Origin of the sequence: Aquiflexum sp. TKW24L, assembly GCF_023502205.1 — a bacterium.
Classification (GTDB): domain Bacteria; phylum Bacteroidota; class Bacteroidia; order Cytophagales; family Cyclobacteriaceae; genus Cognataquiflexum.
Genome location: NZ_JAMFLG010000010.1, coordinates 66,698 through 91,399, shown reverse-complemented (window position 1 = coordinate 91,399; position 24,702 = coordinate 66,698). Strand labels below are relative to the sequence as shown.

At 39.9% G+C, this 24,702-nt stretch carries 16 protein-coding genes; 4 read left to right on the top strand and 12 right to left on the bottom strand.

Annotated elements, in window-relative coordinates:
* Positions 1-701: 701 nt before the first annotated feature.
* Positions 702-5,093 (top strand): hypothetical protein, encoded by a 4,392-nt coding sequence (locus tag M3O96_RS08985; protein ID WP_249720008.1) that lies wholly within the window; start codon positions 702-704, stop codon positions 5,091-5,093.
* Between the two features lie 145 nt (positions 5,094-5,238).
* Here M3O96_RS08985 and M3O96_RS08980 read toward each other — a convergent pair whose 3' ends face one another.
* Both M3O96_RS08980 and M3O96_RS08975 read right to left on the bottom strand, forming a co-directional pair.
* The gene (locus tag M3O96_RS08980; protein WP_249720007.1) at positions 5,239-6,588 is read right to left on the bottom strand and encodes an amidohydrolase family protein; all 1,350 of its coding nucleotides are present in this window, start codon (positions 6,586-6,588) and stop codon (positions 5,239-5,241) included.
* 91 nt (positions 6,589-6,679) lie between these two features.
* On the bottom strand, positions 6,680-7,162 hold the full coding sequence (locus M3O96_RS08975; RefSeq protein WP_249720006.1) for a hypothetical protein: 483 nt from the start codon (positions 7,160-7,162) through the stop codon (positions 6,680-6,682).
* A 122-nt stretch (positions 7,163-7,284) separates the two neighbouring features.
* On the opposite strand from M3O96_RS08975, the gene M3O96_RS08970 reads away from it, so the two are divergent.
* The gene (locus M3O96_RS08970; protein WP_249720005.1) at positions 7,285-7,998 is read left to right on the top strand and encodes an SAM-dependent methyltransferase; all 714 of its coding nucleotides are present in this window, start codon (positions 7,285-7,287) and stop codon (positions 7,996-7,998) included.
* Here the strand turns inward: M3O96_RS08970 and M3O96_RS08965 are convergent.
* The 7 genes from M3O96_RS08965 to M3O96_RS08935 form a co-directional block, all read right to left on the bottom strand.
* A complete protein-coding gene (locus tag M3O96_RS08965) occupies positions 7,995-9,395 on the bottom strand; it encodes an MltF family protein (RefSeq protein ID WP_249720004.1) in 1,401 nt (466 codons plus the stop codon). The genes M3O96_RS08970 and M3O96_RS08965 overlap by 4 nt on opposite strands.
* A gap of 167 nt (positions 9,396-9,562) precedes the next feature.
* On the bottom strand, positions 9,563-10,912 hold the full coding sequence (locus M3O96_RS08960) for a TolC family protein (RefSeq protein ID WP_249720003.1): 1,350 nt from the start codon (positions 10,910-10,912) through the stop codon (positions 9,563-9,565).
* Positions 10,912-13,974 (bottom strand): efflux RND transporter permease subunit, encoded by a 3,063-nt coding sequence (locus M3O96_RS08955; RefSeq protein ID WP_249720002.1) that lies wholly within the window; start codon positions 13,972-13,974, stop codon positions 10,912-10,914. The genes M3O96_RS08960 and M3O96_RS08955 overlap by 1 nt, the downstream gene beginning before the upstream one ends.
* 3 nt (positions 13,975-13,977) lie before the next feature.
* Positions 13,978-15,069 carry an efflux RND transporter periplasmic adaptor subunit gene (locus M3O96_RS08950; RefSeq protein WP_249720001.1) on the bottom strand — a complete coding sequence of 364 codons (1,092 nt, stop codon included), beginning with the start codon at positions 15,067-15,069 and terminating at the stop codon, positions 13,978-13,980.
* Between the two features lie 5 nt (positions 15,070-15,074).
* Positions 15,075-15,881, bottom strand: coding sequence for an alpha/beta fold hydrolase (locus tag M3O96_RS08945; protein WP_249720000.1), 807 nt, complete (start codon positions 15,879-15,881; stop codon positions 15,075-15,077).
* A gap of 339 nt (positions 15,882-16,220) precedes the next feature.
* Positions 16,221-18,401, bottom strand: a complete 2,181-nt coding sequence (locus M3O96_RS08940) for a S9 family peptidase (protein WP_249719999.1) — start codon at positions 18,399-18,401, stop codon at positions 16,221-16,223.
* Between the two features lie 115 nt (positions 18,402-18,516).
* Positions 18,517-19,596, bottom strand: coding sequence for a metallophosphoesterase (locus M3O96_RS08935; RefSeq protein ID WP_249719998.1), 1,080 nt, complete (start codon positions 19,594-19,596; stop codon positions 18,517-18,519).
* A 183-nt stretch (positions 19,597-19,779) separates the two neighbouring features.
* Between M3O96_RS08935 and M3O96_RS08930 the strand changes: the two genes are divergently transcribed.
* The gene (locus M3O96_RS08930; protein WP_249719997.1) at positions 19,780-20,766 is read left to right on the top strand and encodes a D-alanine--D-alanine ligase; all 987 of its coding nucleotides are present in this window, start codon (positions 19,780-19,782) and stop codon (positions 20,764-20,766) included.
* Positions 20,767-20,781: 15 nt separating this feature from the next.
* Here the strand turns inward: M3O96_RS08930 and M3O96_RS08925 are convergent, their stop codons facing one another.
* From M3O96_RS08925 to metK, 3 genes are all read right to left on the bottom strand, one after another.
* Positions 20,782-21,303, bottom strand: coding sequence for a hypothetical protein (locus tag M3O96_RS08925; protein ID WP_249719996.1), 522 nt, complete (start codon positions 21,301-21,303; stop codon positions 20,782-20,784).
* 4 nt (positions 21,304-21,307) lie between these two features.
* Positions 21,308-21,805 (bottom strand): hypothetical protein, encoded by a 498-nt coding sequence (locus tag M3O96_RS08920; protein ID WP_249719995.1) that lies wholly within the window; start codon positions 21,803-21,805, stop codon positions 21,308-21,310.
* A gap of 119 nt (positions 21,806-21,924) precedes the next feature.
* Positions 21,925-23,178: a methionine adenosyltransferase gene (gene metK, locus M3O96_RS08915; RefSeq protein ID WP_249719994.1), complete on the bottom strand. Its 1,254-nt coding sequence runs from the start codon at positions 23,176-23,178 to the stop codon at positions 21,925-21,927.
* 335 nt (positions 23,179-23,513) lie between these two features.
* Here metK and M3O96_RS08910 point away from each other — a divergent pair, with 335 nt between their 5' ends.
* Positions 23,514-24,677: an AIR synthase related protein gene (locus M3O96_RS08910; RefSeq protein ID WP_249719993.1), complete on the top strand. Its 1,164-nt coding sequence runs from the start codon at positions 23,514-23,516 to the stop codon at positions 24,675-24,677.
* Positions 24,678-24,702 lie beyond the last annotated feature (25 nt).

The following is a 24,702-nucleotide window of genomic DNA, read 5'->3' as shown; positions in this document are numbered from 1 at the left end:
TTCCCCGATAAAACAAATAAAAATTTACACAAATAAAATTGCTCCATACAAAGAGGTTTTCGCACCTAACGGGACTTTACTTTTTTTTCATTAAAGATTTGTCAATAAAGCAGCCTTATTTAACGTTGAATTTCCTTATATTTAATATTTATCAAGTAAAATTAAATAAAGTGTAAAAAAATATACTTTTAATTAAATAAATTTTAATAAATGACTCGGTTTGTTAATTTTGACCCACCACAAAGCAAAAGGCTTTGAAAAAACACTCCTTGTAGGATGTTGAAACTGGCAGACATGCCCTCCTGTCTCGGGGGTGGAGTACCTGGTTCTTATCAGGAATGGACAAAGCACACAAAGAGCTCTTTTGTTGCCTAACTTCTCCGTGGAGGTTCGAATCCTTCTCCTACAGCAATAATTTATATTTGGGTTATTTTATTATTGAGACAATCGGAATTGGTAAGCCAATATTTGATTGTCTCTTTTGTTTTGTTTCATTTTTTTGGCCTTTGCCAATTATCCTAGGGTTTGTAAATCTTCTACAAGTTGCCAAATTGGCTTATGGTTCATTTTGGAATCATTTGAATGGTGGGGAGTTAAAAAGGATTCTTCAAATGAAACATGAACGGATTTTTCCAAATCAAAAAAGCTGTCTACTGATTTTCCAATCCTTTTGTGTTACTTTTACTATCGGATTATAGTGTATGGAAGAAAATCAGAGCCAAAATGCATTGCAATCAAATAAAAGAAAGAAGTACTTCCGGTTGGCTGGTATTGTCGTTTTGTTTTTATTTTCCCTTCAGCTTCTTTTTTATTTTGGATCTGATCTTTTGCTCCGCAATTTTCTAAAAGAGAAAGTCAATATTGCCTCCTGTAATAAATATGAAATAGATTTCAAAGAATTTCATATTCTCTTTTTTCAAAGAGGAATAACATTCACTGGATTAAAGTTAAACCCAGTCGAAGATCAATTTGAGGTCCTCGGCGAGATTCCCTATTACCGGATCTCGGTAGATGAAATTGCGATAACCGGACTTCATTATCGATTTTTCAAAAAAGAATTCATCATTGGGAACATTGAGCTTTCAAGTCCGGAAGTCGATTTCAAATTAGTACAAAAAGATACATCAGAAGTTTCGAAACCGGCTGTTTCTCCGATACTAATCCTCCAAGAGGAAATTAAAAAGTCATTTTTAGGCACTCGGGTCAAAGAAATCAGGATCAATAAACTAAAAATTGATGATGCTGATTTGTTATTGAAAAATTTCATTGCCCAAAAAACCATCAAAGCTGAGAATACTAGGTTATTATTGGAGGATATCCAACTTTTGCAGCCTCGGGTACCGGAGACCCCATTCAATGCCAAAGGTTTTTCTTTCGGATTGGATAATTTTGAAGTACTGTTGGCCGACAGTATCCACACTATCAAAGCCAAAACAGTCAATGTTTCGTCCCTTGACCATTTCATTAATGCAGTTGAACTTCAAATCATTCCGGATTTCAGCAAATCAGCAAATACTTATTTTCAATTAGATCTAGAGAATCTTTTTTTGAAAGATGCGGACATCAATCGGGTTTTCTATACCACTGAGGTTGAGGTGGGTCAATTAAAAATCGAAAACCCTGAGTTTAGTGTCTATACGGGTGGAATATTGAAGAAGGACAGAGTATCAAAACCATTTGACCTTTATGGTTTAATAGATGGTATTTTGAAATCCATCCAGATCCAAGATTTTGAAATTGTGGATGGTAAATTTGGGAAACGGCTGGCAAATTTCCGGGATACCTACAGGATCAAGACCGATCGGATAGATTTTAAAATGGAGGAATTCTATGTTGGGCCGGATGAATCCAAAAAGAAAGACCAGTTTTTTTATGCCAACAATGCATCAGTAGAAATTCATCAGGTGGAATTTTCTCTCAATGACAGTATTCACTTGATGAAAGGTGATTTTGTAAGGCTTTCATCTTTTGACGACAAGATTGAAATTGATGGTTTTACGCTTTTCCCTTTGGAAGGACTTGAAATGGATGGCAAAAAAGCACACCTCGATATCAATGTCCCGGGATTGGTCATCACAGAGGTCAATCTCAAAAAAGTATATAACCTCGGGATCATTGACCTGAAAGAAGTCATCGTCAATGAACCGGAAATATTACTCAGAAATATTCATGGCGGCCGTGAACAGAAAGATTCTAAGTTGGATCTCATTAAGATTTACAGTGAATTTCTCAATGGGATTTATGTGGAAAGATTTGAAATCAGGGAAGGTTCCCTCACTTTGGACAATAGGGTGAGGATCAGACAGGACAGCCTTTCCTTTGGGAAAATCAACTTGATCCTTGAAAATTTTGAGTTAGACGAAAAGACGGAGAATGCAGATTCGAAAGGTGTGTTTTTGGCGGAAAACCTACAGCTGGAAATAGAAGATTATGCCTTAAAGCTTGCTGACAACCTTCATATATTCAAAGCCGACCGGATTTTTTTGGATACCAAAGAATTCCAAATTGAAATTGATGGATTTGCAATACGTCCGCTCAATCAGAACCAAATCCAACAAATCTTAAACAGGTATGATAAAACGACAACATTGGATATTTATGTTCCAAAGTTTATCGCCAAAGGAGTGGATATTCCCCAAGCATATTTTGATGGTATTCTTAGAGTGAATGAGATTTTGGTCCCTTCCCCAACCATCAATCTTTTCCGATACAAACCAAAAAATGAAGTTGGTTCTGCGAATGATTTACAAAGAGGGGAAATTTTGGAATTGTTGACAAATTATTTTTCCGAAATTCAAGTAGATTCTATAAACATTAAAAATGCCAAACTTAACTACCAGAATTTTATCACAGACAAAGCGCGGAGCTTTTCGGAAGAGAATGTTACCATATCCGTGAAAAAATTTTTTATTAATGAGGCAACAGCTTCCAATGAAATCAATACATTTTATTCTGATGAGCTTGATTTAAATTTAAGTAATTATGTTTTTAACATCGGAAGTGGAAAATATACCATCCAAGCTGATGGGATCAATTTCAACACTTCAAGGGAGGAGATAATCACAAGGAATGTCAAGTTAAGTCCAAGCAGGACTTTTTCTGATAAGACAAAGGTAACAGCCAATATCCCTATTCTTTCATTTCGAGGCGTTGATTTGGAAGCCTTTTTATTTGACAATACTTTGAGCTTGGAGAAAGTAGGGCTGGTAGGTTCTTCTGTTGAGTTGCTTATTGACAATGATTGGAATGGAGAAGAAGACCTTTCCGATATAAAAAGAGCTCCAAGGGAAATGAACCTCCCTAAGAATATCAGCATTGTCGCCATAGACACCATAGAGACAATTGATGCGAAATTCAGCCTATCCTTTAAGGAAAACGGAACCCCAAGGGAACTCATCAACACCGGGATCGACCTTAAAGTATTCAAGTTGTTGTTGGATTCTGCAACGATTCAGAAAGGTGAAATCGCAGGTTTGTTTGATGGAATTACATTGGAATTGGATGAATTTTGGCTGACTCTGAATGACAGTGTCCATCAGGTAACTTTTTCGAAAGTGGAGTTGGACACAAAGTATGACGGAGTTCTCATAAACAACTTTAGGGTGATACCCGGCGATTTGGGAGGAAATCCTGGCTTTCCCGTATTTTCCGGCCATATACCTTCGGCCCTTATCAAAATCAATTCACTCGCAGATCTACAATCGAGCAAAGACTTATGGATCAAACAACTGCGGTTATATCGGCCTGACTTGGAGGTATTTCTCGATGAGGTCAAAGTCCCTAAAAATGAGAAACAGGCGAAAGATCCGGGTAAAAGTATGTTTGAATATTTTCTGGTAGACGATTTTGAAATTGTGGAAGGAAATTTTTCCATTTTTGATAAAGGTGGTTCCAAACAGGCACGTCATTTCAATGCCGTAAATTTTTCCTTGTTAGGGACAAAAATTGACCTTTTAAATATTGATCAATTTAATCCCGCTGATTTCCTTAACCAAAAATATTCCTTTTCAATACCTGAATATCAAATATTGTTGGCAGACAGTCTCAATAAGGTCACCATAGGACAACTCAGCTTAAATAATGAAGAGATTAGGATCAAAGACATAGAATTTTCGCCAAGATTTGGCCGCTATCAATATGGTCAAATTGTGGGTAAACAAGTAGATATATCTCACATCAAAGTGCCATTGCTGGTTCTTGAAGGGGTGGCTTGGGATAAGTTTTTGGAAGAAAATGTGTTGTCAGCAAAGTCACTCAAAGTCAATGGATTGGATGCCAGTTTGTTTAAAGACAAGAGGCTTCCAATAGGGGAGAGTGTCCATAAGTTCATGCCTCAGGAATTGATGCAAAAGGCCGGACTTGACTTAAGGTTGGATACTTTGATCATTGAAAATGCAAGAATTACTTACTCCGAGTTTCCGGAAAATGGAATGATACCGGGAGAATTGACATTTAACAACCTGAATGCGGGACTGTATCCATTTTATCTTTCAAAATCAGGAGAACCCTATCCTTTGGAAGAAGCATTTTTGATCGTAAACGCAAAACTCAATGGCCAAGCAGACCTCAATCTTCAAGGGCATTTGTTTTTTGAGGATCCTTATTTGATGAGAATCAATGCTCAGCTTGGTGCATTTGAGATGTCCACCCTTAATTCCATTCTAGGACCAAATGCCTTTGTAAATGTAAAAAGGGGGAAAGTTAATGGCGCCGATTGGTCATTTTCAGCAGACAAAGATAAGGCTGTTGGCCAGATGTCATTTTTGTATTCAGATTTACACCTGTTCCTGTTGGATAAAATGACATTGGAAAAAGCCAAAGGTAGAGATGCTATTTTGACATTTGTATTGAATTCATTTGCTGTCAGGTCCAATAACCCCCGAAGATACCTCCGAAAGCCGATAATTGGGAAAATCTATGAAGTAAGGGATACAGAAAAATTCATTTTCAACTATTGGTGGAAAGCAACTTTCAGTGGCATGAAAGGCAGTCTTGGCCTAGGGCAGTCTAAACCGGTAAAGCCAAAAAAAACAACAAGAAACGAGAGTCAAGAGAGAAAGAATAATTTTGAAGGGTTAAAGGAAGAGGATTGATCCGTATGCGCTGACAGTTTGCAGTAGCAGTGAGAAGTGTGAAAATTGGTTTACGGAACATCAGGTGAGTTTATGATCAGCTATTTTACACCGAACCTGGATCACCAAACTATTTTTTCTGTTCCTTTTGCCAAAAGATGACTATTTATTTCACTCTTTTCCCATGCTTGATCACCATGTCCACGTTTTGGAGTAGGCTGATATAGCGCAAGACATCTCCGCGGACTGCGATGATATCAGCGTATTTGCCTTCGCTTATAGTGCCATAATCCTGTTCAACCCGCATAGATACTGCCGGCCAATAAGTAGCGGCTTTGATAGTCAGCATTGGGTCAAAACCAAATTCATTGACCCATACATCCAATTCATTCCAAGTACTTTGGCTGTGGAATTTCATGGGAATACCTGAATCTGTCCCGATCATCAAGACCACACCCGCATCTTTGAGTTGGTTTATTTTTTTCTCCAAAGTTGGTTTTCGGACAGGGGTCAATTGGAAATATGGCATTCTTCCCGGGTACCTTAGCGAAGCCCTGATATCCCTGATGATAGAATCCGGTAAATCCAGATGCCAAGATGGGTCATCCAATTTCTCCGGATTATTTCGCATGTATTCGTAGTTGTACAGACCCTCCACAGTTGGAGTCCAAAACAAGGGTCCCATATTCATTTTGGCTGTACGTTCTTTGATCATTTCGATGATATCAGCGGGATATTCTGGAGCGGATGAAAGTCCCGTGTGCTCAAAACAATCAATCCCGATTTTTAATCCAATCCGGATTTCATCAGGCCGATGTGAATGGCCGACAACGGGTTTGCCATATTTATGGGCTTCGTCTACTACCGCTTTGGCTTCCTCAAAAGTCATTTCATCCTGATCGATCAGTTTGATCACATCCACACCTGCATCAACCAAAATCTTGACTTTGTTTCGTGCATCCTGTACCCCATTTACCCCCCATCGGAATTCCTCTGTTCTTGGATATGGTTTTTTTTGGATAAAAGGTCCCGACACATAAACTGTCGGACCGGGAATTTCGCCTTTATTGATCCGGTCTCTCACATTGATACTCGCTTCAAGTGGTGCGCCAAGTTCACGTGCACTAGTTACACCTGCCATTAGAAGTTGATGAGCTGAAGAAGGCATGATGACTGATTCAAAAACACCGATGTATGTGCTGTCCCAATGTGTATAATTACTGTGGCCGTTGAGCATTAGGTGTACGTGCATGTCCCAAAGACCGGGAAGTACGGACATTCCCTCTGTAGAAATAATTTCTGCTCCGGAAGGTATTGCCAATGTTCCGACTTGCCCTATTTCTTTAATTCTGTCATTTTCGATAATGATAACAGAGTTGCGGAGAGGTGGTCCACCAAAACCATCAATCATGGTTCCTCCGACAAGGACTTTGATGTTTTGAGCATGAATCGGAGTGAATTGAATGGAAAGAAAAACTATACTGAGCAGGAAATATCTAGTATTCTTTGAGTACATATTTTTGTTGTAATAAAGTGGAAAATCAGGTCAATACTACAGGGGACAAGCGAAAGATAGACTTTTGGTTAATTCCTGACCTTACCTTTTCTCAAAAACTGTAAACAAATCCAGTTTGTGAAGGAGAGATTTTAATGTCAAGACTGCTTCGTGTCCTGCCAGAATTATATAGATTTTGATTATAGGTATTGACGGACTTCTGAAGATTGACAAGATATCCTTGAAAATAACCCGCACCAACCATAAATACACCAAAGGAGGACCAAAAAACAGGAGGTCCGGCATCGGTTGTCGTAAGGAATAAGCTTGCTATCATTCCTGCTCCTCCTATAGCAAGTAATGGAGTTGCTACTTTTTTTCTCTTTGTTGCTTTCTCAAAAGAAATTTTAGGTTCAGGAAAATTTTCCATGATCACCTCTAAATCTTTGTGCAAAAGTTTTTTGCCCGAAACACTATACTGAGGTTTTCCACCAAAAAAATCTAATTCTACATCGATCATTTTTGCTTCAGTCTGCGAAAAGGCTGGAGCACAAAAGAGTACAATAATGAGGCATACTAAGGGTACATATTTCATATCTTCGGAAGTTGGTTAGTTTTAATATTAGAGTATCAACTATCCTTCTCATGAAAGCTCCAATTCCCAACCTGAAATCCAAGAGTTTGTTGAAACATTAATTTTATAAATACTTAATAAATATGAAAATAGGCAAATTATTTTTGATCCCAACTGTCCTTGCAGAGAATACTGCTGACAAGGTCATCAGCCCCCAAGTTAAAGATACCATAAAGAACCTCAATTACTTTTTGGTAGAGAATGTCCGTACCGCAAGAAGGTATATCAGCAGCCTAAAACTAGGATTGAAAATTGAGGAATTACAATTTGAAATTTTGGATAAAAGCACCAAAAGCGCAGAGTTGGAAAGGATCATGAAGCCTATATTTTCGGGCCAGGATGTAGGTGTCATGTCAGAGGCAGGTTGCCCGGGAATTGCCGACCCAGGTTCAGCAGCAGCGGCTTATGCCCATGCTAAAGGCATCAAGGTTGTCCCGCTTTCCGGACCAAGTTCCATATTTTTGGCTTTGATGGGTTCAGGATTCAATGGTCAGTCTTTTGCCTTTCATGGGTATTTACCTATTGAAAAAAATGACCGTATTCAAGCCATCAAAAACCTTGAAACGGAGTCTTTTAAAAATAACAGGACGCAGATTTTTATGGAGACCCCTTTTCGCAATAACCACCTGATGGAGGATTTGAAGAGTACACTAAATCCAAATACCAAACTTTGTATTGGTAAAAATATAACAGGTCCAGATGAAATGATTCTCACTAAATCTGTTTCAGAGTGGAGAAAAATTCAGCTGGACCTACATAAAATTCCTGTGGTTTTTGTGTTGTACTCAGGAAGTTAAGGCTCAATTAACTCCCGATACGAATCGTAGAGTGTCAGGATATCTTCGACATAGGATACTGCAACGTGACCTTTTGCATAACCGCTTTTCACAACCGGATCTTTATAAAATACCGGGTCGGATTTGAGTTTCAAAAACTGGGCAACATGATTCCAGTTCTGTTCATTATCACCATATTTCATTGTAAGCCTCCAAGCATCCAACACATGCCCATGGCCGACATTATAGGATGCCAAAATAAATTTTATCCTTTCATTGGTCTCAGGAATTTTTTCCTTCCAAAATTTATCCAAATATTTCAGGTAGTTGACCCCTCCCATCATACTTTCGATCGGATCGTTAGGATTTGTTACACCAAAACGCTCCAAAGTAACCGGCATCAGCTGGAGCAGTCCCGAGGCGCCAGCATAAGAGGTCGCTGTGGTATCGAAACCTGATTCCTTGTAAACCAATGACGCCAACATCCTCCAATCCCAACCCAGATTTTCTGCTCCCTTTTTGATCAGGTCATCATATTGGGAGATTTTATTTCCTCCCAAGGATGAAAATGAGCTGTTGGCTCTATAAAAGTTATTTTTAGTATTTTGGAAATACTTTGCATATAGTGTTTTGATGTAACCTGATTTATTTTTCTTCTGAATCCAATCGTTGACTTCCTTTTCAAGCTGAGGAGCGTTTTTCCTTACTACCCAGGCAACATCAGCCTTGGGACTTATTTCAAGTTGAACGTCAAGGTTATCGTAATAGGAGGCGTTGACTATCGCAGCAACTTTATCCACGACTGTATATTCTATTTCTCCCTTGTTTACCTTACTCACCAGAAAGTCACTGTTGCTTTTTTCTTCCAAAACAGACAGGTGTATTCCTAGGTTATTTTGCAGTGAATTCAATTGGGATTTATAGATTGCATCTTTTTGAATATGGACCACTTTGTCATTCAATTCAAAAGGATCTGTAATTTTTGTAGGCCCATTTTTTTGAACCAGGACAGTACCCATGGTTCCAATTGGCGAAGTAAAAGTGCCAATCTTCTTCCTATCTTCACTCACTGCGAGATTCATCGCTATGATGTCTGCTTTTCCTTTATTCAAAAGAGAATAAGCTTCTTCAATATCTGATTTGACAATGAGATGGAGTCTAACACCTAGAGAAGATGCCAAGGTCTTTAGCATTTCAAATTCATAGCCCATTCTCCTTCCTCTATATATGTAATAACTGGTGGAAGAATTATCTACAACAGCCCGGATGTAACCTCTCTTCTTAATATCATCCAAGTCTAACAGAACTGGGTTTTCCAAAAAATTTACCTCTGTTTCGGTTCTTTCAAATGGGGTGCATTGAAACCCAAAAAGTGTAAATACTATCAAAAACAGTATGTTGATTCCTGTCTTTTTCATTCCATTTGTGACCTTTGCAGGACTTTGGTTTATACAAATGTCGTTCAAAGCAATTTACATACCAAATTTTTTGGGTTATGAAATGCATTTTTTTGCATAAAAAAATACCAATGATTTTTCGTTGGTATTATATTATATTGATTATCAATATCTTGAGGGTAATTTACTTAATCAATTGTTAACTGAAAATTTTCTTGCCCTTCTTGATAAAAAATTCTTCCTGACAGCCTCATTAGCTCAATTTCCATTTCTTTGATATTAAATATAGCTGTCAATAATCTATTTTCTGCAGTCAATAAATTCAGCTGTGCATCCCTGAACTGAAGGTAATCGGATATTCCCAAACGGAACCTTTCCAATGCTATGTCTGCATTTTCAGTGGCAACTTTATAATTATCAAATTCGATCTCAAGAAGTTCCTTATTTGTAAGGTAAGTATTGTAGGCACGTTGGATATCCGAATTCATTAAAATCTCCATATCCAATAAAGCATATTCAGCATTCAGTTTTTGAACCCTTGCATTTTGGATTCTTCTATTGACCGTAAAACCTGTGAATAGATTCAATGACACATTGGCCCCGTAGTTAAACCCCTGACGTTGGTTTTCTAACAAGAAACCCGCATCGGATTTAAAAGTGTTGTTATTGTAAGCGCCGTTCAAGTTGACTGAGGGAAGCCTAAGGGCCTGTGTCTCCCTGAGCGCCAAATAAGCATCATTTTCCTGTCTTTGGGTCAAGAGAAATTGTTTGTTGTTGGTGTTGGCATTTTCCAATAATTCCTCGAGACCAAGGTGAGTATCTATGACAATAGTGTCATTGATAGCAAAATTGGTTGTGGGAGGCAAAGCCAATAACTCATTGATATTGATTTTAGCGTTTTTAATAACCAATTCCTGATTGGTCAGCAAAGAAAGATCTGCATTGTAATCGACTTGTGCCGTTAGAAAATCACTTCTACCTGCACCTCCCAATTCATACCTTGCTTTGGCAATATCCAACCTTGCCTGGGAGAGGTCGAGGGTTGTTCGCAACACATTGTAGCGTTGGGATTCCAGCACCATCCTGAAGTAAGCGCTGGAAATTGCCGCGACCGTGTTTTCAACCAATATCTTTGCTTGGAGTTCACTCATCTCAGCCATCACCCCAAGTCTTTTGAGGGTAAAAATAGTCTCAGGCCTGAATCCAAAAAAACCAACTATGGAATAGTTTTCAGTATTAGATCTTGCATTGTCTATTTTGTTTGGATTTTCCGGATTGGTAACAAAAGTCTGCTCCACATCTTCCTTGCTGAAGGTCCTGATGGCATTTGCGTCAATTACCGGCATGAAGAAACTACCTACTCCTATCTTGATATCCCTTTCGGCAATAATCACATTGTTTGCTGTGATCTTTATACCGTAGTTCTTTTCCAAACCGATCAGAACTGCTTTTTCCAAATCTAGCTCTTCCCCTTCTTGTGCAAAAAGAGAAGACATCGCCCATACACTGAGCATTAATATTAAAAGTGATTTTCTCATTAGACTCTTGCTAATCTTCCTTTCTTGGATGTTAAATAGGTATAAATGGCGGGGATAATAAACAATGTCAGAATAGTGGAAAATGCCAAACCACCTATAACTGAAACTCCCATAGGCACCCTGCTTTCCGCACCTGCCCCTAAAGCCAATGCAATAGGAAGGATACCTAATATCGTGGACAAACTTGTCATCAAAATTGGCCTGAAACGGGCAGCAGAGGCTCCAATGATTGACTCATCAATGGTCATACCCTGGGCTTTTCGCTGATTGGCAAACTCCACAATCAAAATACCATTTTTCGTCACCAAACCTATGAGCATGATGATCCCGATCTGACTGAAAATATTCAAGGTAAAATCAAATAACCACAAAGAGAACAAAGCACCAAACAATGCCAATGGCACTGTAAACATGATGGTAAGAGGATCCAAGAAGCTCTCAAACTGTGCAGAAAGCACCAAATAGATCAATACCAATGCAAATAGAAAAGCAAAGATCAAACTGTTAGAACTCTCTCTGAATTCTTTGGATAGTCCCGCAACATCAGTGCTGTAAGAATCATCTAAAACTTCTTCTGCAATCCTGTCCATCTCATCCAAACCCGCTCCAATGGTATATCCTTCTGCTAGGCCTGCAGATACCGTGGCACTCACAAATCTGTTGAACCTGTATAATTGCGGTGGTGTACTTTTTTCATTGATAGTCACCAAGTTATCCAACTGAATGAGCTGTCCATTATCCGCCCTCACATACAGCATCCTTAAGTTCACGGGCTCATTTCTGTCTGCGAGCTGCATTTCACCGACGACTTGATATTGCTTTCCATTCATGATAAAGTAAGCAAATCTTTGACCCGAATAAGAGAGCTGTAATGTTCTGGCTATTTCCTGTACAGATACACCGACATTTCTCGCTTTTTCTCTGTTGATTTCTACCTCAATTTCAGGTTTGGTAAATTTCAGGTTGATATCCGAAAAACTAAATACTGGGCTCTGTCCTGCCTTTTCCATAAAAGCCGGAATTACTTCCTTCAGTTTGTCTAAGGTAGGTGCCTGAATCACATACTGAACAGGTAAACCACCTCTTCTATCGCCGATTGATTGGGGTTGGGTAACGAAAGCCCTAACGGCAGTATATTTTTTAATCATATTGGAAACCTGACCAAAGATCTCCATTTGACTTCTTTCCCTATCAGCCGCATCGACCAAAATCAATCGCAGAAAACCTGAATTGGTACTGGATGTTCCAAATCCAGGAGATGTTACGGTCGTAATTCCGGCTCTTTCTTCAGGAGGAATCTGATTCATGAAATCAACTGTCATTTCATCGAGGACTTTATCCATATACCCAAAAGTCGCACCTTCAGGGCCCGAGATATTGACCCTCATTTCTCCCCTATCCTCCACAGGAGCAAGTTCGGTGGGTATTACTTTGAAAAAATAATAGATACCAAAACCCATGATGAAGATAATGGCAAATGCACTCCATCTTACCTTCATGAAATTATTCAGTGCCCCTTCGTAAAGGTCGTTCAACCAAACGAAGAAAGGCTCAGTCCAATTATAAAAGGCATTCTGCTTTTCTCTTTTCTTCAATAACTTAGAACTCAACATCGGAGTCATCGTCAAAGCCACAAAGGAGGAAATGATTACCGCCCCTGCTACTACAATACCAAACTCTCGGAAGAGCCTTCCTGTGGTACCCGTCAAGAAAATTACCGGAAGAAATACAGCCGCGAGTGCAACCGTTGTTGCAATGACAGCGAAGAAAATTTCTTCTGAACCTTTGGCTGCTGCTGTATCCGGATTTTCTCCTTTTTCTATTCTGGAATAAATATTTTCCAAAACAACAATTGCATCATCCACCACCAAACCGATGGAAAGTACTATACCCAAAAGAGTCAGGACATTGATAGAGAAATCCATCAAATACATGATAAAAAATACCCCAATCAAGGATATTGGGATAGTCAATACAGGAATGAAAGTTGTCCTCCAATCTCTCAAAAACAAGAAAATAATCGAAACGACGAGGATAAATGCGATAAAGATTGTTTCCTGAACTTCTGCAATAGAACTTCTGATAAATGTGGTAGAATCAAATCCGATGTCAACTCGAATGTCAGCAGGCAGGTCTTTCTTGATCGTCTCCAGCCTTTTATAAAACTCATCTACAATTTCGATATTATTAGACCCAGGTAAGGGAACCAAAACTACCCCAACCATTGGGATTCCATCTCTCTTGAGAACTGTCCTTTCATTCAATGCAGACATTTCCGCTGCGCCGATATCCTGAAACCTTACAATATTGTTTTGATCATCCTTTATAATCAGGTCATTGAATTCCTGTGGCGTACTCAACCTACTTTTGGTCCTAACAGAAAGCTCAATGGCAGCACCTTCGATTCTTCCAGATGGCAATTCCACGTTTTCACTTTGCACTTTATTGAGCACATCCAAGGGAGTTACCCCATAAGAAGCCATTTTCAAGGGATCCATCCTCAGCCTGATGGCATATCTTTTTTCTCCCCAAATCTGAACTGTACTAACTCCCGGAATGGTCTGAAGCCTTTCTTTGAATATATTAGAAGCAATGTCGGATAGATCCAAAAGGTTTCTAGTCTCGCTCTGAACACCTAAAAAAACGATAGGCTGCGAATCTGAATCTGCCTTGGATACTACAGGTGGTTCTACATCTGGTGGAAGGTTACGCTGCGCACCGGAAACTTTATCCCTAACATCATTGGCTGCTGCTTCAAGGTCAGCTCCTACATCAAATTCAACAGTAATATTGCTAGTTCCGTCATTACTGGTTGAAGTAAGGGATTTGATACCTGCAATACCGTTGATTGCCTCTTCCAAGGGCTCGGTAATCTGGGCCTCAATGACATCAGCATTGGCACCAACATAAGCCGTCCGGACGTTGATAATCGGAGGGTCCACACTTGGAAACTCCCTTATGCCCAAAAAACTAATTCCAATAATACCAAATAGCATTATTGTCAATGACATCACTATGGCAAGAACAGGTCTGCTGATACTGATACTTGATAAACTGGCCATATCTTAATTGATTTTAGTATAGGTGACAGGCATTCCTGTTCTTACTTGCAAGACTCCAGTGCTCAAAACGAGTTCCCCTTCTTTTAATCCATCGACAATCTGTACAAAACTCTCCGTACGGGTTCCGATGGACACCTTTCTTTCTTCTATTGTACTTTCTTTATTAACAACAAAGACCTTGTAACCTGCCAATTCCGGTATGACGGATTCAGCTGGTACCATCAGTGCATTTTCTTCCACACCAAGAATATATTTTATCCTGACAAACATACCCGGGAGAAATTTCCTTTCTCTGTTAGGGCTTTGTGCGCGGATCTTCAATGTCCGGGTCCCGGTATCAATAGTAGGCTCAAAAGCATAGACTATTCCCTCAACATCTACTCCTTCGGATTCATTTGAAAAAATAATCTTGGAACCGACCTTCACTTGGTTGGCATATCTCTCAGGAATGGAAAATTCAATTTTGATCGGATCAATATTTACAATATTGGCAATCACATCCGTAGAGCCGATAACACTACCCTCGGAAATCATTCTTAATCCTAAAACTCCATCAAAAGGAGCTCTGATGACTGTTTTGGTCAACTGTGCTTCTACCAATTTGATATCAGAAAGGTTCGTGTTAAATTGGTTGAGCACGATATCGTACTCTTCCTGACTGATGGCTTCCTTGGCTAAGAGTTGCTTTTGTCTGTTTTCCTGACTTTGGAAAAGCTTTCTGGTAAAATCCAGTCTTTGGAATTGGGCATTAAGTTCGTCGTCATTGAGGTAAAGAAGGGGAGTGCCTTTCTTTACAAACTGACCTTCATTAAAGGAAATTTTATTTACAAGCCCGGAAATCTCAGACCTAAGATTTACACTTTCATTTGGAATAATTGTTCCTGTTACACTAAGATTATTTTCCAATCTTTCGGGACGGATTTCGACTACATTGACGGGAATAGGCTGACCGGAACCCTGAGGTCCACCTGCCTGTCCGGAGGTTGCGGTTTTTTCAGTTCTACCCATAAACTGATCCCACCTTGGATAAATAAAAATAACTGCCAATACGAGAACTATGGCAATAATTAAAACGGCTTTTGTTTGTTTTTTCATTCTACTTATTCAGAAAATCCATTTAAGGCTGGTTGTTGATTTCTTATAAACTGGAGGGACAATTGGTTAAAAACTTCAGGCTGCTCGACATTGACTACATGACCACATGCTTTGACAACATTGAGGATCGAAAGTTTATGCTCTTTAACAATTTTTTTTACTGCTTCCAGAAACATGATATCTTCCTCGCCCATCACATAGAGAGTAGGAATGGAGAGATCCCTTTCTTTGAAAAATTTGAGAAGTGGGTTTATATCCTTGGTCAATTTAAACCAACGGATAAATTCCTTCTGACATAGCCTTTTTGCTTCATTGATAAAGAGATTCCTTGATTCAGCATGGTGTCTTCTTGGCATGATAATCCAAGCAAAAAGACTATAAAGCCACATATATGGCACCACGCTTTTGAAAGCATCACCAAGGATCACAAGCACCCTTGAAGTAAAATTCAATCTTGTTATCGCTCCTGCAAGGATCAATGATTTGACTCTTTGAGGTTCCATCTCGGCCAATTGTCTTGCCAAAATCGTCCCAAGAGAAACGCCCATCACATGGGCAGCAGGCAATTTTAGATGATCTAAAACTTCAATGATATCTTTTGTGACAGCAGGAAAGGTATATTCCTCCTTCCAAATGTTTCTGATATAGCCTGCAGATTTTCCATGGCCTCTCAAGTCTATCAGCAAAAGGTTTAATTCTTGTCTGAATTCCCGGATCTGTTTATGCCAAATAGAGGACGAACCACCTGCTCCATGAATAAATACAACCCATTCGGAACTGGTTGGATGCTTGTAAGTTTTATAATATAACATACTGGTTTTCATCTTGACCAAGTAATAACCGAAAGGTTAGATTTAAGTTCCGAACCCGAAAGCTAAGCCCATTAATTGGGGTAAAAAATAAAATAAACACAGGTGGCTATTGAAGTCGATTAATGGTTATTTCCTTCAAAAAAAATAAACCAAGGCAGTTTTTACCTTGGTTCATTGATCTTTGGTTCTAAGATTAAGGGTATTCATACCAAATAGTTGAGCAAATCTATGCCCATTAAAAAAATCACTTCCAAATCCATCTCTTTTTCCATTCCTCGCTTCAGGCCCCATCAATCCCTTTTCTTGAATCTCGCTTCTCGCATCTCGTCTCTTGTTTCTTTAAAGCTTTCTCTTAATAAAATCAGTCATCAGAGAATACAAATGCCATGAAGTATTGCCGCCGGAAATGCCATGGTTTCGGTTGGGATAATACATTGTCTCGAACTGTTTGTCAGCTTTGATCAAGGCATCTACGAGGTCCACGGCATTTTGATAATGCACATTGTCATCCCCTGTGCCATGGATCAAAAGCAAGTTACCTTTCAATTTGTATACATGGGTAATCGGACTGTTGTCATCGTATCCTGCTGCATTTTGCTGAGGTGTCTGAAGATAACGCTCTGTATAAATGGTATCGTAATACCTCCAAGTCGTCACAGGGGCCACAGCAATCGCGGATTTGAAAACATCATTGCCTATCATCAGTGCAAGCGAAGACATGTATCCTCCATACGACCAGCCCCAGATTCCTATCCTTGACTTGTCAATGAATGGAAGAGAACCCAAATATTTGGCTCCAGCTATCTGGTCCTCAGTTTCAAGTTTTCCAAGATTGGCATAAGTAGCATGTTTGAAATCCCTACCCCTTGCACCGGTGCCTCTATTGTCCACGCAGGCGACTATGTAACCTTCTGCCGCAAGGTGATGGTGCCAAAAGTCCCTTGTTCCACCCCATGAATTCATGACATTCTGAGAACCCGGTCCTCCATAGACATACATCAATACCGGATATTTTTTGTTGGGATCAAAATCCGAAGGCTTGATCATATAGCCATTTAATGAAGTCCCTTCTACCGTTTTGAAAGCAAAAAATTCCCTTTCTGACATGGCAAAGGTGGCAAGTTTGCCTTTAAGCTCTTGATTTTCTTCTAATACTTTTAGCAACTTACCGGAAGATTCATTCAAAGTTACTTGGAGTGGTGTAGATGCATTTGTATAATTAGCTATATAGTATTTGAAATCCTTACTCATATTGATAGAATAAGTCCCCTTTTCCAGTGTAAGGATCTTTTTGTTTTTCCCATCGAGATTGATCACATACAGGTTTCTTTCCATAGGTGAGGCCTCTGTAGAAATGAAATAGATTTTCTTCCCTTTTTCATCTATTCCGACCAGATTCGTCACTTCCCATTTGCCGGAAGTAATCTGGCGGATAAGCTTTCCATCATTGCCATGGTGATAGATATGTTTGAAACCGTCCTGTTCCGAAGTTCTGATAAAGCCTTTATTGTCCCCCAAAAACCTCAAATCGTCATTGTAATTAAGATCCACATAGGTTTTTGATTTTTCCTCCAAGATTACTTTACTCTGACCTGATTGCGCATCGGTATACAACAGGTCAATCTGATTTTGAAGTCTGTTTACTCGCAAAAAGGCCAAAGTATTGGCTTCACCTGTCCAATAAATTCTCGGCAAGTAAATATCTGTTTCCGCACCCACATCAGCTTTTATAGTCTTTTTACTTATCAGGTCATAAATATGGATGCTAGCTTTGGCATTGGCTTCTCCTGCTTTTGGATATTTGAATTTATAATCCTGAGGATACAATTTTCCCCAAAGCTGCATATTGAATTCGGGTACATCTGTCTCGTCCAATCTTATAAAAGCAATCTTCTGCCCGTCAGGAGACCAAGAAAATGCTTTGGATAAAGAAAATTCCTCTTCATACACCCAATCTCCAGCACCGTTCAATACTTGATTCCATTTTCCGTCATCTGTGATTTGGGTTAGTTGGTTATTTGCCAATTCTATGATAAAAATGTTATTGTCCTTGACAAAAGCGACCTTGTCATTTTCGGGAGAGAGGGTAGCGTACATGATTTTCTCTCCATTCAGAAGTTTTTGGGCAGTGCCTGATTTCAGATCCACTAAATGAAAAACGCCCTTGCTTGACCTCCTGTAAATACTTTCTACTTCTGAAGCGATCAGCGCTTTGGTCTCATCGGCATTGAAAGAATAACTTGAAAAATTGACCCCAAGGGCTGCACCATCGATCAAAACTCCAGCTTCGTCTCCTGTCGCAACATTGACCTTCACTACTTTAGGACCGGCTGTTCCTTTTTGGAGCGTACTATAGAATTGTCCATCCTTCATCCAATTGATCCCTTGGATTGACTTTTGGGAGAAGGTGTTGTTTTTGAAAACATCCTCGAGGGTGACTTTCTTCTTTTGTTGTGCCATCACAGCACATCCAAAAACCATCAGAATGGCCAGAAGACCAATTTGCTTTACTCTATTCATTTTTATAATGATTTATAATCCGGCTTAAAAGTAAAAAAAAGCATCAAATAGGCGAAAGAATATTTTGTGGCCGGATTTCTAATTCAGAAGGTTAAAAACATCAGCATGGTGTTGGTCACAGTTTAAGCCTGCTTCCGTTGGTTCTCCCACGAAATGCTTCACCGTTTTCTACAATAAGAATTTCCCCTGTGTTTCCATCCTTGATATTGGAATCCACCCCGATCACCCGTCCTCCAAAAAGGCCGGTAATAAAACCCAAGGAAGTATGGCCAACAATAATTTTTTTGGAATCAAAGAAATCCAACATATCATCCAGTTGCTGCTCGGTAGGAGTAGGTTGGATAAAATATCCCCGATACCAAATTGGGCCCTCTTCACCGGTCAGAAAATTCTGGAGTTCGTTTTTCCTTCTGTTGGAGGCCTTAAGAATTTTTTTATAAAAAAGGGTATTCACTTTTTTGGCTGTCAGATTTCTCCCGATAAATGCTGGAGAGATCCCCGCATGTGTAATCAACAAATCATCAATGGTGATGATGATGGGCCGTTTCCGGAGCCAATTGCCTAAAACCGCATCTTCAGCATACAAGGAGGCTGGCCTGATTCCCATAATTCTGGCTGCACTCACATATTTCTCATTGAGAAACCTCAAGTCATTTTCGATAACCATCAGCTCATGATTTCCTAAAAGGAAATGTACATGGCCACCTTTTATTTTGGCTTGTTGCTCAAGCTTATACACTAGCCACAATACTTCGGTGACCGAATCCCCCCTGCCCAATATGTCACCATTGACTACAAGATGTCCTTTCCCATAATTCCAATTGTTATCTTCGTCAATTACACCATGGGCTTTGAGCAATTCTACTGTGAGCCCATATTGGCCGTGGACATCAGAGATGACCACGAGATTTGAAACACCTTCGTATTCCTGATAGAATTCAGGAACAATCTTTTTATTTTGAAGGAATACCTTTGGATTTAATCCTAGTTGGAATTCACTTTGCAGGAAATCAGCGCTTGGATTATCCGTTTCTTTCATTTGACCGTCTTCTACCCATTTGACGGCAATCTGATCTCCTTTAAAAAAAATATAGGGTCCTTCTGAAACAGCAGTACTTTCACTCTGAGCCGAGGCTTCTTTAGAAATAGAAAGCAGAATAAGAACAATAAAGGAAATTTTTAGGGATAATTTCATGGCCATGATTTTAGATAAAAATGAATTCCTAGCAAGTATTTTGACCTAATTTCCGAATCTAGTTTTGAATAAACAAGGCATAAAGTAATTCGGCTCGGGAAATTGTTAGTCAGAATTTTTATACTCCTATTTTTTGGGATCGATTAATGATAAATGGAGATTGATTTTTTACTTTTGCATGCCATGAAGAAAAAAATTGCCTTAGTTACCGGAGGATATACAGGAGAATCTGTCATCTCGCTTAAAAGTGCTGCGGTTGTTGAAAAAACGCTCGACCGTAACCTATATGACGTATTTAAAATTTTTATTTATCCCGGAAATTGGTATCATGAAACCAGTTCTGGTGTTAAAATCTCTATTGACCTTAATGATTTTTCGGTTTTCATCAATGGGGAAAAAATCAAATTTGATGGGGTTTTCAACATCCTCCATGGTTCTCCTGGCGAAGATGGAAAGCTAGCGGGCTATTTTGATATGATCGGACTTCCTTATACCACCTGTGATGCCCTGACCTCTGCCATCACGATGAATAAAGGTTATACCAAAGCAATTGTCCAAGACATCGATGAATTGTTTGTTGCCAAGTCCATTCAGCTGTTTACCAACAACCCTGATAATGAGAGTAAAATTTTAAAGGAGCTTCGCCTTCCGTTATTCATCAAGCCTAACAATGGTGGTTCAAGTATCGGGATGACCAAAGTCAAAGAACCTAATGAGTTGCAGGAAGCTTTGGACAAGGCATTTGCGGAGGATTCTCAGGTATTGGTAGAGGAATTTGTTTCCGGCAGGGAGTTTTCGATCGGAGTCTATCGGTCAAGAGGCATTACTACCGTCCTCCCAGCTACTGAGATCATCAGCAGCAAGGAATTTTTTGATTTTGAGGCCAAGTATTCTCCGGGTGTCTGTGAAGAAATTACTCCAGGGAGAATGACCGAGGAGGAAGTGGCAAGGGTAGGCCGAATCATCGAAAAAGTATATCAAAAGTTAAATTGCAAAGGGGCAGTCAGAGTCGATTATTTCTTAGAACATGAAACAGGTAAATTCTATTTTATCGAAATCAACACCGTTCCAGGTCAAACTGAAACCAGTTTGATATCCCAACAAGTGCGTGCTTTGGGAATTGATGTCAAGGATTTTTACAATGCCTTGATAGAGGAAATGTTTACTTAATACCAATTTCTAAATCTAAAACCTGATTTGAAACCCAATGAAATCAGGAATTCTGTAATGGGTAAGACCATCCTCAAAATAAATTGGTTCAGACTTTTTTTCAGAAAAATTATACAAATCCACAGCCTCGCGGGTAATGTTTCGGCTGCTTCGTCTATAAAATCCAGACGCTATCCCCAATCCAAGAGTAGTAATCATGGCAGGAAGTAATAGGTTATTCCTAGTATTGTAGGAGGAAGATTGGGGAGGAATAAAACTCAAAACCAAAACTGCGGCAGAGGTCAAAACTGTAGCTCCATCCAACAATTTGCTCGTGCGCTGCTTTTTCATTGCCAATTGGTATTTTTCGAAAGCCTCAGGCTGGGCCTGCATCAATTGATACACTTCCTCCTTACTCAACACTTTTGGCCCATCTAAAATGTCAATCCTGTCGCCAATAAATGTATCCCTGTAATCAATCCTCAAAAAAGGATATTCCTGACCATACACTTCGGTCATGACACAAACCAATAACAGCGCAAATACAATTTTTCTCATCCGATTAGAAATTTAGACTTAAACCCATGGCTAAGGGGGATATTTTAATTTTGAGGGAAGGTTCATACCCAAAACCCCGTGAGACTTTATAATTGAAGCTTTCGATCGCATGAGAGGTTTCCCTTTTTCCATTTCTCTTCATGGATACTGAAATAGTGCTTAAGGTAATAGCCCCAAGGGTCAATCCTCCAACAATAAGCGCCCTCTGCTGGTTGATTTCTCCTGAAAAGAGATACACCAAAGAACCGGTAGCTAAGATCCAACCTCCCCACCGAAAAGATTCCCCCATCACCATTTTTTGGTTGGCCTTGGAAAACAACAATGCGTCTTCAGGAAAAAGGGACATTAATTTTTCAATTTCTGCAGCTTTCACTTTTTGGCCATTTGCCAGGTAAACATGGTTTCCAAAAAAATTCTCCCGATATGAAATTTTGGGATTTGTTTGGGCTTGGGCCAAAAACACAACGGATAACAAGAGCAGGGTGAACGAAAATGATTTCATCTTGATGGATCAAAGAATTACAAAATCAACGGATAGACATAAATTAAGGTTACCCCAAATAATGCGAAAATCTGCAAAGCCAATATGCACAAAAAAAGCGGCCCGAAAGCCGCTTTCCCTTATAGTCCAAACTCCTTTTTAATTTTATCTACGTAATCCAACTTTTCCCAGGTAAATAATTCCACTACTATGGTTTTGGAATTACCGTAAGGATTTTTGAAAGTTTTGGTCACAGTCTCATTTTCGCGTCCCATATGGCCGTAAGCAGCAGTTTCCTCATAGATGGGATTTCTGAGTTTTAACCTTTGTTCGATCGCATAAGGTCTCATGTCAAAGATGGCTTCGATCTTCTTTGCGATCTCACCGTCACTCATGTTCACTTTGGAAGTTCCATAGGTGTTGACATAGATTCCCATAGGTTTCGCGACTCCTATTGCATAAGAAACCTGAACCAATACTTCCTCAGCTACTCCCGCTGCCACCATATTCTTTGCAATATGTCTTGTGGCATAAGCGGCAGAGCGGTCAACTTTCGAAGGGTCTTTGCCGGAGAAAGCGCCGCCTCCATGGGCGCCTTTGCCACCATAGGTATCGACGATGATTTTTCTCCCTGTCAATCCTGTATCTCCATGTGGGCCGCCAATGACAAATTTTCCTGTCGGGTTGATGTGGTAGATAATCTTATCTGTAAATAAGGCCTGAATTTCAGGTTTCAACTGCGCCTTTACCCTTGGGATCAGGATTTTGATGATGTCTTGCTTGATCTTGGCCAACATCGCTGGTTCTTCATCGAAGTCGTCATGTTGTGTCGAAACCACAATGGCATCGATCCGCAAAGGCTGGTTGTCATCTCCGTATTCAATGGTCACTTGGGATTTGGCATCCGGTCGGAGGTAGGCAATTTCTTTGCTTTCCCTTCTCATTGCAGCCAATTCCTTCAAAATCCTATGGGAAAGGTCTAGCGCCAAAGGCATAAAATTATCAGTTTCTCTGGTCGCATAGCCAAACATCATTCCCTGGTCTCCGGCACCCTGTTCTTCAGGATTTGCCCTTTCTACGCCTTGGTTGATATCGGGTGACTGCTCGTGAATAGCAGAAAGAACCCCGCAGGAGTTCCCGTCAAACATGTATTCCCCTTTGGTATATCCGATTCTGTTGATGACGTCTCTGGCTATTTTTTGCACATCAAGGTATATTTCAGACTTTACCTCTCCGGCCAATACCACCTGTCCTGTAGTCACCAATGTTTCACAGGCGACTTTGGAATTTGGATCAAAAGCTAAAAAATTATCAATCAAGGCATCCGAAATCTGGTCAGCGACTTTGTCAGGATGACCTTCAGACACTGATTCTGATGTAAATAAATATGGCATATGGGAAAGTTTTTAATGCGTTTTCAATTGGGTCGTAAAAATAAGGTTTCAAAGGGAAATAAAAAATTGGATGGAGTGGGTTGGTTGATTTGACTGACAAAATATCCAAATGATTTCAAACAGCCTCATTTTAATATTAAAAAGGACCGTACCTGAAAACATCCGGGATCAATCTGCCTCGTAAAAGGGAAAAAAATCTAACCGATGAAAAGGAAAAAGCCAAAATACCAAAGCCAAAAATTGAATGGTTGATTTTCCAATCTTCCCTGTTTTCCATCCTTCAATCCCGTTGGAATCCTTAACTTTGTCCAATTCCACCAATCTCCAAATTCTCGATGAACGAAAGGTATATGCAGCGGGGCGTGTCTGCCTCCAAAGAAGATGTACACCAAGCCATTTCCAAATTGGACAAAGGACTTTTTCCCAAGGCTTTCTGCAAAATAGTGGAAGATACCCTTGGCAATGACCCTGATTATTGCAACATCATGCATGCTGACGGGGCAGGTACCAAGTCTTCTTTGGCTTACATGTATTGGAGGGAAACAGGGGATCTGAGTGTGTGGAAAGGAATCGCCCAAGATGCCATCATCATGAATACCGACGACCTGCTTTGTGTAGGTGCTGTTAATAATATTCTTGTATCCTCTACTATTGGGAGAAATAAAAATCTGATCTCCGGTGAGGTCATATCAGCGATTATCAACGGAACCGAGGAAGTCTTGCAGATGCTTCGTGACCATGGTGTCAATGTCGTCCTGACAGGTGGCGAAACAGCCGATGTGGGGGATTTGGTTCGGACTGTGATTGTAGACAGCACAGTGACCTGCAGAATGAAAAAAGAGGATGTCATCTCCAATGATAAAATCAGACCGGGTGATGTGGTAGTTGGATTAGCTTCCTTTGGACAGGCTACTTATGAAGATTCTTATAATGGGGGAATGGGAAGCAATGGCCTGACTTCCGCCCGACATGATGTTTTCAACAAACTATTGAAAACCAAATATCCCGAAAGCTTTGATCCTGCTGTTCCTTCTGATTTGGTTTATACAGGAAAATACAACCTGACGGATCCTGCACCGGAACTTTCGGTCGATATGGGAAAATTGGTGCTGTCACCAACCCGTACTTACGCACCGATCATGGTCGATGTCCTGAAATACCTGAGACCTGCCATCCATGGCATCGTACATTGCAGCGGTGGGGCACAGACCAAAGTTCTTCATTTTGTCGATAATGTCCATGTGGTCAAGGACAACCTGTTTGACACACCGCCACTCTTCAAAATAATCCAAGAAGAAAGCGGTACAGATTGGAAGGAGATGTACAAGGTATTCAACATGGGCCACCGGATGGAGGTTTATCTTGAAGAAAGGTATGCCGAAGAAGTCATGGACATCGCCGAGGGATTGGGTGTGGAAGCTAAAATCATTGGAAGGGTCCTTCCACATGAAGGAAAAAAGGTGACCGTTCAAGGTGCACATGGCACATTCACCTATTAACTTGAAGAAATAAAACGACCAATTT

Coding starts and splice junctions, on each gene's coding strand:
- M3O96_RS08985 (WP_249720008.1), top strand. CDS start 702: ATGGAAGAAAATCAGAGCCAAAATGCATTGCAATCAAATAAAAGAAAG.
- M3O96_RS08980 (WP_249720007.1), bottom strand. CDS start 6,588: ATGTACTCAAAGAATACTAGATATTTCCTGCTCAGTATAGTTTTTCTT.
- M3O96_RS08975 (WP_249720006.1), bottom strand. CDS start 7,162: ATGAAATATGTACCCTTAGTATGCCTCATTATTGTACTCTTTTGTGCT.
- M3O96_RS08970 (WP_249720005.1), top strand. CDS start 7,285: ATGAAAATAGGCAAATTATTTTTGATCCCAACTGTCCTTGCAGAGAAT.
- M3O96_RS08965 (WP_249720004.1), bottom strand. CDS start 9,395: ATGAAAAAGACAGGAATCAACATACTGTTTTTGATAGTATTTACACTT.
- M3O96_RS08960 (WP_249720003.1), bottom strand. CDS start 10,912: ATGAGAAAATCACTTTTAATATTAATGCTCAGTGTATGGGCGATGTCT.
- M3O96_RS08955 (WP_249720002.1), bottom strand. CDS start 13,974: ATGGCCAGTTTATCAAGTATCAGTATCAGCAGACCTGTTCTTGCCATA.
- M3O96_RS08950 (WP_249720001.1), bottom strand. CDS start 15,069: ATGAAAAAACAAACAAAAGCCGTTTTAATTATTGCCATAGTTCTCGTA.
- M3O96_RS08945 (WP_249720000.1), bottom strand. CDS start 15,881: ATGTTATATTATAAAACTTACAAGCATCCAACCAGTTCCGAATGGGTT.
- M3O96_RS08940 (WP_249719999.1), bottom strand. CDS start 18,401: ATGAATAGAGTAAAGCAAATTGGTCTTCTGGCCATTCTGATGGTTTTT.
- M3O96_RS08935 (WP_249719998.1), bottom strand. CDS start 19,596: ATGAAATTATCCCTAAAAATTTCCTTTATTGTTCTTATTCTGCTTTCT.
- M3O96_RS08930 (WP_249719997.1), top strand. CDS start 19,780: ATGAAGAAAAAAATTGCCTTAGTTACCGGAGGATATACAGGAGAATCT.
- M3O96_RS08925 (WP_249719996.1), bottom strand. CDS start 21,303: ATGAGAAAAATTGTATTTGCGCTGTTATTGGTTTGTGTCATGACCGAA.
- M3O96_RS08920 (WP_249719995.1), bottom strand. CDS start 21,805: ATGAAATCATTTTCGTTCACCCTGCTCTTGTTATCCGTTGTGTTTTTG.
- metK (WP_249719994.1), bottom strand. CDS start 23,178: ATGCCATATTTATTTACATCAGAATCAGTGTCTGAAGGTCATCCTGAC.
- M3O96_RS08910 (WP_249719993.1), top strand. CDS start 23,514: ATGAACGAAAGGTATATGCAGCGGGGCGTGTCTGCCTCCAAAGAAGAT.